Raw genomic sequence first — 7867 nt, forward strand, 5'->3', positions numbered from 1 at the left:
TTTTAGGGGAGCAGCATATTTGTAAGTGTCCCAAAAAATCAAACAGCTTAAAACTGGACATAAATGTTTAGATTTAAGTAATAAAATGAAAAAAACACGTTTTACTGCATATACCGGAGCATGCTGCCCCCCTGATTCCTTACATAATTTAGGATATCATGTTTGTTTAAGCGCTGCTATCGCATGGCATTCCGTCAGATAATGACCCCTTTGTTGTTCAATCAGTATGATATTTGGAGGCATTTTTACCTCTCCAAATAATATCTTTCTGTTTAACAACTTATATTCCGGAGCATATTGACCCCTCTAGCACTTTGGGAGCTCCTAGATTCCGGAAGATGTGACCCCTTGTCTGGGTTCTGATTTTGGTTTTACTTTTGGGAAAATGATATTACCCAATGGCCGGAAAAACCAGACCCATGAGTCAGATAAAACAGATGATCAGGCTGCACCAGCAAGGCTATGCTATAAAAGCCATAGCGCGCAGCCTTAGTATAAGTAAGAATACCGTAAAGTCCTATCTCTTTAAGATAGGTGAGGCAAAGTTAAACATGACCGACCTTCTGGCTGTGGAAGATCCCGTGCTGGAAGGTCTGCTGCATTCAGGTAATCCGGCCTATCGTGACCCTAGGTTCGAGGATCTCAAAGAGCGTTTGCCACATCTGGAGAAAGAACTTAAAAGAGTTGGCGTAACGCGTAAACTGCTTTGGGAAGAATACAAAGTATCTTATGCCCAGGGGTATGGTTACTCTCAGTTCTGTTATCACTTTTCACAGCTAAGTGTTTCTTCCCGTTCAGGAACCATGGTAATGCAACATGAAGCTGCAGACAAGCTCTATATCGACTTCTCCGGCAAGAAGTTGCATTATATTGATATTGAGACAGGTGAACTTATTAATTGCGAGGTATTTGTCGCCTGTCTTCCTTATTCCAATTACTGTTATGCAAAAGCTGTGCGTAGCCAAACAATCCCTGATTTTATTGGAGCGCTGAACGATTGCCTGTGTTTCCTGGGCGGAGTTCCCAAGGCACTGGTACCGGATAATCTAAAGTCGGCTGTAACCAAGAGCGATCGTTATGAACCTCTCAAAATGGCATTGAATGGCACTTCATCCAACCAGGGAAACCGACCCAAAATAGTCTTATCGAAAGGTTTAATAGGACATTCAGACAGGATGTATTGGACAGTTACATGTTTGAAAACCTAACTGAGATCAGGAAGTACGCCCATGCATGGGCATGGATGTATAATAATGTCAGGCCACATTCTTCGTTAGGGCAACTTACACCTGTAGAATTTTTAGTGAAATATGGGAAACAGGAGAATTTCCCAACCTTCCAACGAGATAATAACAATAAATTCGATTGGAATTATTTAGTTTTGAATATAGCTAGTTAGGGTGAGATTACAATGGGTCTTGATTTACCGGCCATTGGAATAACTCTTAAAAATCTTATCCCAAATAAATCAAAATAACCAAGTGGGTCAAGATGCTCCGGAATTAGACCCCATATTATTTTTGAGGGGTCAGTATGATCCGGAATAAATCCATCTAAATCTTATAGGGGGGCAACATCTGCCGGAATGGCATGCGATAACTCAATGGAATCGCGCATATACTCCAGCAAAGTGCCGGAATCATGGGGTCAATTTACTCCGGAATATTCAATATATTAGATTTGGGGATAGACTCAAATTAGAAAGAGGTTTTTAAGATGCTAATCCAATGACACAGTTTGAGTTACACTCCCTAAAAATTTCGAAATTTCAGTTTAAAATTGAGTTCAGTTATAGAACGCATAACTGAACTCTAAATTTTATTTTTGCCCTTTGTAGAGAAAGCTCAATTTTTTTAAAAATAATGCCTTCTATTCCAGATTGTTGTATCGAATATTTTTAAGGTGCTTGTAAGTAATAAAGTTTTCAACTCTTCTAAATCTATATATTCTTGAAAGTTTCTTAATGCTTTCCTATTGTTATTATTATTTCCATCAAATACATGATTAATGTGATCCTCTTTAATCTCACTATTGACAAAGTTCTTTACAATGGTTGATAATAAATTCGCTATTATGTTATTTTTATCACGAGTTTGTTCTTCCAAATTTTTATCTAATTCTAATACATAGCTATGTAAATCCGAACCACGTAATAAGTAAAATGCGCTGTTAGAACTAATTGCCATATAATCTTTTTGATTATCGATTTCTATATTACCTACCTGAACGTATAGATGTTCAACTATATTATTATAACTATGGTCAGCTATAATTGTGTATTTTTTCCAAATGTTGTCAGTTGATATTTCCCACTTAAAATCAACCCTGCGTTGTTCTGGAACGATAATAATTTTATTAACCTCAAAATGTTTATAAATAAGTTGATTGACTTTATTGCTATATCGTTCAACACATAGTAAATTCTCTATATGATCAATCTTTGCATCAGATTCTCCATAAATCGTTTCCATTAATGCTATTGCTGTTGTATTCGAGGTTTTAACTTCTTTCACCAAAGAATTTGCAGACTCATATGATGCGCTATCTATTGTCCAAAATTGCTTGAGGCTAATTAAATTATTTATATTCGTTATCTTTCTAGCTTTATTATGCTCAATTAATAAGAAGTCTTGATTCATCAAAACATTCTCAAGAATTTTTGAATCTTCAATTTTAATCGTTTTTCTATTACTATTATAATCAAAGGCGTTTTCAAGAAAGTGTGATAGTAAATAGTTTGCCTCTCTTATCGCCCAAGTCATTGAATTATTTTTAATTAAATTTTTTAGTTCTTCAGCGATGTGTTCGAAATAGATATTGTAGACTGTTGCTAGAAATTTTTCCCGTTCAGAAGTTGTTTCGATATTTGATCTAGCGACATTAGTTTTTGGAGCATTTTTTCCAGAAGAATTTGAAATGCAGAAGAAATTGTTTGTAGTAAATCCTGGAGTGGAAAACTCCACCCTAATTCCTTCAATACAGGTCCCACTTGGTATTTTAAATTGAGATAAGTTGTAACGGTTTTCTAAAAAGTCCCATTCTTTCCAATGGTCTATATAACGTACAGCAAAAGCCATTGTTACTCCGTTTTTGGTTACCTCTTTAATTTTAAATTTTTGATCATCAATATTTATATTCAAAGATTCTAATTCTTCAATCAAAAAAGATTTAGGAGATTCATATCCTATTGTTATTGCGTCAAGGCTTTCATTTTTATTTATAAACTCGATTTTACAATCTGGAAAGAGAATCCATTTTTTTAGTTCTTTTTCTATATCGTCAAGATTGACATCTGGTCTAACAAACAGATTAATTTGAGTACCATGACCTTGAATATGATAAGGTAATTCTTTCTTATCAAGATACTTTAATAGATATTTACCATGAACTTTTCTTATTTTTAGTTGAATTGCTTTTTCGATTTCTTCAGTTTTTGTTGTAATATCAATGTCGTCCGCAATTAAAAAACATGTTAATAAGCCAATGCCAAACCTACTTATAGGGGAAAAGTCTGGGTAATTTTTTTTGAAAGATTCGTCTTGATAACGGGAGGAACCTACTTTTAGTAAATGATTTTCAATTATTTCTAAACTCATTCCTGTGCCATTGTCAATGAAAGATAACACTCTAGTGGAAGCATCCCACTCTATTTTAATGTGAGGAACATAGCTATTCTTTTTTGATTGTTGATATTCATAATTTTTTAGCTTAGAAGCATCAATTGCATTTTGGGTTAGCTCCCTTAGTACAACAGATGAATCATTGTAAAGAGTATGTCCTATTAATAGGTTTAGAATTTTAGTTTGATCTAGAATAAATTCGAATTGCTTCTTTTCAAAATTTTTTGTTTCTATTTTTGAATCATCAATATTTTTCCATGGGTATTGATAAGTAGTATTATACTTTTTATTACATAACTCATTGAGTTTATAATTTTCTTTAAGTTGTTTTGTCGCGTAATTTAAATACGAAATTAAACCAAAGAACCCATCTTCTTTTTGAAAAAGAGCAATAACCTCACATGTGTCTGTGTCAATTACAATTTCATTAGTTTCAATATCATTAATATTTTTTCTAGGACGAACAACTTTCACACTTCTTTGTTTTGCCCATTCTTCCTGGCTTATTGGGTCAGTAGGATTTATTAAATTAAATTCAATAGAGGGTGTTCTATCTGATGTGATATGAAGCAGATCTGCAGTTCTAAGTACTAGTGCACAATAGTGAAGATTTACAACTTCTTGATTATTTGGTCCATACTGTTGGTCAGGCTTATACTTATCAAAGTTATCTAGATCGCTAAGATGATGGCTTTCACAAATCAAGGCCAAGTCTCTTTTAAACATATCATCTAAAGGAATTATTAATTTTTTTATTTCATTGATTATTTCTAATCCATCAGAAAACTGGGGGTTATTTTCTTCTAAAATCCAATATTTAATCCTTTCGGCATGAGTTTTACGAACTAACTCTTGATAAATAAATCTATCTTGATCGTCTTTCTCGAGGGATAAAATTTTATCCTTAAAACTTTGCCCATATTTATTACCTAGGATTTCATTTTTAAAAACACTGAAATATGACTTTTCTCTACCTTTAAATTCCTCCTTTGTAACAAGCATGCCCAAATCATGAAAATAAATCGATAATGTAATCATTAACCATTCAGCACTAGTGAGCTCTTTTTTAGTTTGGTCTGGGATAATCCAATCCAAAGATTGCAACATAAAATCAATATGACTTATGTTGTGCTTAGTATATTCGTCAAATATTTCGTTTCTGCCGATTAAGTTTAGTATTGAAGCTATACTTCTTTTTACATGAAGTAATTTTAGCCCACTGAACGCACTCAGTTGTTCAGCTGATTCTGCATATTTCTCTGCGTCGCTTGTTAATTTGATTGTTGACATGAATTTTTATAATGAATAAGATATATTATTTAAAATAAGTAAAAAATGAAATTTTAGTGTTGGAATTTAAGTATTATAATTTTTTTAATCTAACTCTGAGCAATACAGTTCCAAATGAACTATAAAATATAATTGATTACAACGAGACTACTCAATTCAATCTAATCGTGTTGCGTTATAACGCTCTCTAACAGTGCCAAGTTCATATCTCAACTTTACGCTGCCTTTGAGAGATTGTTTTGGTACTTTAAACGGAATTTGTAAGGTTTAATCCAAATACAGTTGGCGTTACCCTCCTCGAAAGGAGCTAACATGACTTCTCAAATGAAGCGGTAAAAGTCTTTTATACTTATGAACCTTTTGTTTGAATAATCTCCAATTAACTTTATTTCTGACCCGTATTTGTTTCAATGTAATCGATTTTAAAATAGTCTTTCGGTTCTCCTTTGAACCCTTGACCTTTAATAAACAAGTTTATAGCAAACGGAGATGGCTCAAGATGTGCAGTAATCTTGTCGTCTCCGAAAACAAATCCTGCAGCGTGTCCACCTCCAAAAACGTTTAGTTCTTGCAATATCAATTCATTGGATGCAAGATTGTCTAATTCAGAATCAATCTGGTGCAGGTTTGAAGTATCTAAAATTGCACAAAGGTCTTCAAAAGAAATCTCAATATGTTCGGCAAACAAAAAGCCGTTTCTGTCAACTTTGATTTTACAATTTTGGCAAATATAATTTAAAATAATAACTTGATTTTTTGTTAAATTTTTTAGGGCATTAACAAAAATTAAATTACTATCATCCCCTAATTTCTCGTTGCAGGACGAAGCTAATATTCCTGCCCACATTTCTTGTATAGAATCGTCATCACACCACGAACCATTTTCAATTATTTCTTTTATAACTCTAGGGTGTGCAGTTAGTTCTAAGTTTCCATTCACAAAATCAATTTTTTTATCAGACTTTTCAATAATTTTAATAATATTATTTAACCTCCAGTGTCTTACTTTATCTTTATACATCAAACCTAGTTCCTCCGCCGCAGGTAGACAAACCCTACTTAAAATTGCTTTAGCTCCGCCAAATCCTTTTTCTACAGCCACTTTAATAGCTTCACCATAAGGAGCAACTCCCAACAAGTCTGTCGTAAGATTTTCTTTCTTTTTATTCATAGTAGGAGTATTATTTGTTAATTATTCATTTTGAATACTTTAGTTAAGATCTATATCTCTATCCCTCTCAAATTCCGATAAAGTTTAAGTGCAAATAGATCTGTCATTCCAGAGATAAAATCTATAATATGCATTACTTTTTCATAATCAGTTTCTTCTTCTTTGAAATTAAACTGCTTTGGAAGTAATTCTAAAACTTTCTTATGCTCCTTTTCTCTGTCTTTTTTTGGAGTTAATGCCGCTGTAACGAAATCTTCTACTAGCCCAGACATTATTCTAAAACCGGCAAGTTCTAATTTTACAACCTTAATGTTATTATAAATCTTTTCATCGGAGATTTCTCTAATCTTTTCTAAGGTCGGTTGAATTTCTCGGATATCTTCCAAAAGCGTGTTTAAATATTCTCCTTTGATTATTTTCGATTGATTTTCTATAAACCTTTCTGCACACTTTAAAGTTAATGCGTTAATAGATTTTGCTCTCAAATATGAAAGTGCTTCATTTTTGTCATCTTCTAAAGTCAAAACTTGTTTCTTTACCCAATCGATCTGGTCAATTTCACACAATTCTATAAGAGATATCAGAAGTTCTTTGATTAAATAATAATCAATTATGCCTAATCTGTGAGCATCTTCTAAATCTATTATACTATAGCATATATCATCGGCAGCTTCCACTAAGTAAACAAATGGATGTCTTTTGTATCTAATAAAACCATCCTTTTTTTGTTCAATTAAATTAAGTTCTTTTGCAATATCCTTGAAAACAGCTTCATCAATCTTAAAGTAGCCGTATTTTTTTAGGTGCTTTTCCCCATTCTTACCCTCAGAACCTAGAGATTCACAAGGATATTTTATAATTGCTCCGAGTGTTGAATAAGTCAGTTTAAATCCTCCTTTTGCTTTGCCCTTCTGCTGCATTGTTAGGATTCTTAACGCATTTGCGTTTCCTTCGAAGTGAGTTAAGTCTTTCCATTCACTTTCAGAGAATCTTCCCTTAAAATCCGTGTCCTCTTGTTTTTTTCTAAAGTATTTTGAAATCGCTTCTTCACCCGAATGACCAAATGCTGGGTTTCCTAAGTCATGAGCTAGACATGCAGATGCTATTACATTTTTAAGGTTATTACGATAAAATCGCCTTGCTTCGTAATTACCAATTACTTTGGGAAGTTCAGATAAATGTTTCCCTATTTTCTTACCTAAAGATCTGCCAACGCTAGCTACTTCTAATGAATGAGTGAGTCTATTGTGTACAAATACTTCTTCAGGTAAAGGGAACACCTGTGTTTTGTTTTGTAATCTTCTAAAAGGACTTGAAAAAATAATTCGATCCCAATCTCTTTCATATTCTGTACGAATTCCTGCTTCATTATTTTCAAACCCATATCTACGAGACGAAAAACAATTCGTCCAAGTCATCTTATTGTTCATTATATTAAAATTAATTTATACCAAGTTCCTCTCTCACTCTTAGTTGCTTTTTACATCCAGAGCATTCCCCACAAGCTATGTTTGAAATATGACAAGAATGGGCGATTGATAAAAGTTCTAAAGGGACATTATAGATTTCTGCCAATTCGTGACTATAATAATCCAACGTATTTCCATGAACAGAGATATTTCCCTCTTGATAACTTAATAAGTCATTTATTTTTTCATAAAAAGCTTTAGTGCCATCTCTATGAAAATTATCCGATTTAACAGATGCCAAATGCAATTCATTTACTCCATCTTTTATGGCTTGCATAGCAGCTAGGGTTATTAGCATATGCTGCTCCCCTAAAACT

Annotated in this window: 5 protein-coding genes and 1 pseudogene; 2 read left to right on the forward strand and 4 right to left on the reverse strand. The window is 33.1% G+C overall.

Annotation, left to right across the window (positions count from 1 at the left end; translation table 11 throughout):
- The first annotated feature begins 419 nt into the window (after positions 1 to 419).
- Both B4N43_RS08130 and B4N43_RS08135 read left to right on the forward strand, forming a co-directional pair.
- Complete coding sequence (locus tag B4N43_RS08130) at positions 420 to 1208, forward strand: helix-turn-helix domain-containing protein (protein WP_349677176.1); 789 nt, start codon at positions 420 to 422, stop codon at positions 1206 to 1208.
- Complete coding sequence (locus B4N43_RS08135) at positions 1145 to 1399, forward strand: integrase core domain-containing protein (protein WP_376749094.1); 255 nt, start codon at positions 1145 to 1147, stop codon at positions 1397 to 1399. Before B4N43_RS08130 ends, B4N43_RS08135 begins: the two co-directional genes overlap by 64 nt.
- Positions 1400 to 1853: 454 nt before the next feature.
- On the opposite strand, the gene B4N43_RS08140 is transcribed toward B4N43_RS08135, so the two are convergent.
- From B4N43_RS08140 to B4N43_RS08155, 4 genes and pseudogenes are all read right to left on the reverse strand, one after another.
- Positions 1854 to 4910, reverse strand: coding sequence for an HD domain-containing protein (locus B4N43_RS08140; protein WP_286734034.1), 3057 nt, complete (start codon positions 4908 to 4910; stop codon positions 1854 to 1856).
- A gap of 385 nt (positions 4911 to 5295) precedes the next feature.
- Entirely contained in the window at positions 5296 to 6081 is a 786-nt protein-coding gene (locus tag B4N43_RS08145; protein WP_286734036.1) for an Abi-alpha family protein, read from the reverse strand.
- 50 nt (positions 6082 to 6131) lie between these two features.
- Entirely contained in the window at positions 6132 to 7511 is a 1380-nt protein-coding gene (locus B4N43_RS08150; protein ID WP_286734037.1) for a deoxyguanosinetriphosphate triphosphohydrolase, read from the reverse strand.
- Positions 7512 to 7521: 10 nt separating this feature from the next.
- Positions 7522 to 7867 (reverse strand): annotated as a pseudogene (locus tag B4N43_RS08155) (7-cyano-7-deazaguanine synthase); the annotation flags it as partial.

The sequence above is a fragment of the Sphingobacterium sp. UBA1897 genome, from assembly GCF_002337775.1.
Lineage (GTDB): Bacteria > Bacteroidota > Bacteroidia > Sphingobacteriales > Sphingobacteriaceae > Sphingobacterium > Sphingobacterium siyangense.